Annotated in this window: 2 protein-coding genes and 1 pseudogene; all 3 read right to left on the bottom strand. The window is 48.2% G+C overall.

The window, feature by feature from the left end; translation table 11 throughout:
- Nucleotides 1–126, bottom strand: a pseudogene (locus IG627_RS21365) (transposase); the annotation flags it as partial.
- Nucleotides 127–326: 200 nt separating this feature from the next.
- Nucleotides 327–653, bottom strand: coding sequence for a hypothetical protein (locus IG627_RS20620; RefSeq protein ID WP_193195194.1), 327 nt, complete (start codon nt 651–653; stop codon nt 327–329).
- Nucleotides 654–791: 138 nt separating this feature from the next.
- A complete protein-coding gene (locus tag IG627_RS20615) occupies nt 792–1,178 on the bottom strand; it encodes a hypothetical protein (RefSeq protein WP_193195192.1) in 387 nt (128 codons plus the stop codon).
- Nucleotides 1,179–1,419: the final 241 nt, after the last annotated feature.

Here is a 1,419-nt window from a genome sequence, read left to right as displayed (position 1 = left end):
AAGAACGATATGATTATCGATCAATTGGTGGAGTGTGAACTCGAAAGTGCCGGGTTGAAGCTGGTCCTCAAAGTTAATGACGACCATTGCGTCCTGGCTGTAACTGTATTTCTTGAAATTTGGCATATCCCCTCCCATTGATGGCCAAATTTTACCAAAAAAGCTTATTCTTAAGAGTTTTTCTACAGCCTGAACGCCGCCGGCAGGGGCAGCTTACCTTGTGCGCGTTTTGCGCGAAAATGGGAGCGCAGCGACCCGCGCATAACGTGCGCAAGGTAAGCTGTCCCGCGGATGGCCGCAGGCCCGGAGCGAATTGCCCGGCCTTGTTAACTGCTTTCGAGGCACAGGTAAACTCCTGAAACCGACGCTGGGAACTTTGGAGCCTCGTACTTTCCGGTTGCCGGATTCAGTGAAAGCGCATCTCCATACATCTCATTCCGCTCCGCATACCGAATAATCTTAAACTCTTTAAATTTACATTTTTCTTGTACTCGTTGAAGCCACAGCGCCCTCACGTTTGAAAAACTTTCACCATCCGGAACCGGGATAGAGAGATTTTCCTTTATCCCTGGAACCTCCTTCTCCCTGGGAGTTGCTGCATTGACGTTAGCGAAAATCAGCATCATTAAAAGAGCAACTATATATTTATTCATTCTGTCTACTTTACAGTTAACGCCCAGCGCAGGCGCAGACAGCGCGGAGCGCATTTTGTGTTAATGTTTGAGCGCCAGCGAGTAACACAAAAGGTGTGTAGCGTTGGCTGTCGCCCTGCCGCTGTTTTTTAAGCGGGGCTACCATGTGCGGACCTTCCCGTTACTACAGACCCAGAACACGAAAAGTTTAGAACGACGGCAGAAATCTTCTAAAACCTCCAATCTTCCCTGGTATTCTGGTGTGTCTGGGAATGCCATACCTACATCATGATCTAATTCTGAATTCTCCATCTCTCTTAATGACGTGAGCATTGCTCCTGCGACATTCTCCCACGATCGCTTATGCTGACTCCCATTTTGGGCTTCACCTTTGCATTCAATGACGAGCCGTCTCTTAGTAGATGGGTGTACGCCCTCTACGTCATAGCCTCTTCTTGTTCCTAATTTTTTGTCTACGCCCACGTAGCCTTCACCTTCGAGAAAATTCGCTACTGCATTTTTTACATCATCTTCAATAATTGGCATCTTGATCTCGATAACGCTTAACGCCGCGAGCAGCGGCAGCTTACTTTGGGCGCTTTATGCGCGAAAATAGGAGCGAAGCGACTTGCGCATAAAGTGCACAAAGTAAGCTGTCCGGTGGAGGCCCGCAGGGCCGGAAGGGACTTAACCCGATTTTGCACACACCATGTTGTTAGCAATTGATTTTACACTCAAATTCATGCGGTGATACATACCCAATAGACGAGTGCGACCTCTGAGTGTT

It is taken from the genome of Microbulbifer taiwanensis, assembly GCF_014904815.1.
Lineage (GTDB): Bacteria > Pseudomonadota > Gammaproteobacteria > Pseudomonadales > Cellvibrionaceae > Microbulbifer > Microbulbifer taiwanensis.
The sequence above is the reverse complement of the archived record's forward strand: the minus strand, read 5'-3'. Positions and strand labels throughout refer to the sequence as shown.

Bases quoted from the DNA above. Each gene is read 5' to 3' on its own strand.
- IG627_RS20620 (WP_193195194.1), bottom strand. From the start codon at position 653: ATGAATAAATATATAGTTGCTCTTTTAATGATGCTGATTTTCGCTAAC.
- IG627_RS20615 (WP_193195192.1), bottom strand. From the start codon at position 1,178: ATGCCAATTATTGAAGATGATGTAAAAAATGCAGTAGCGAATTTTCTC.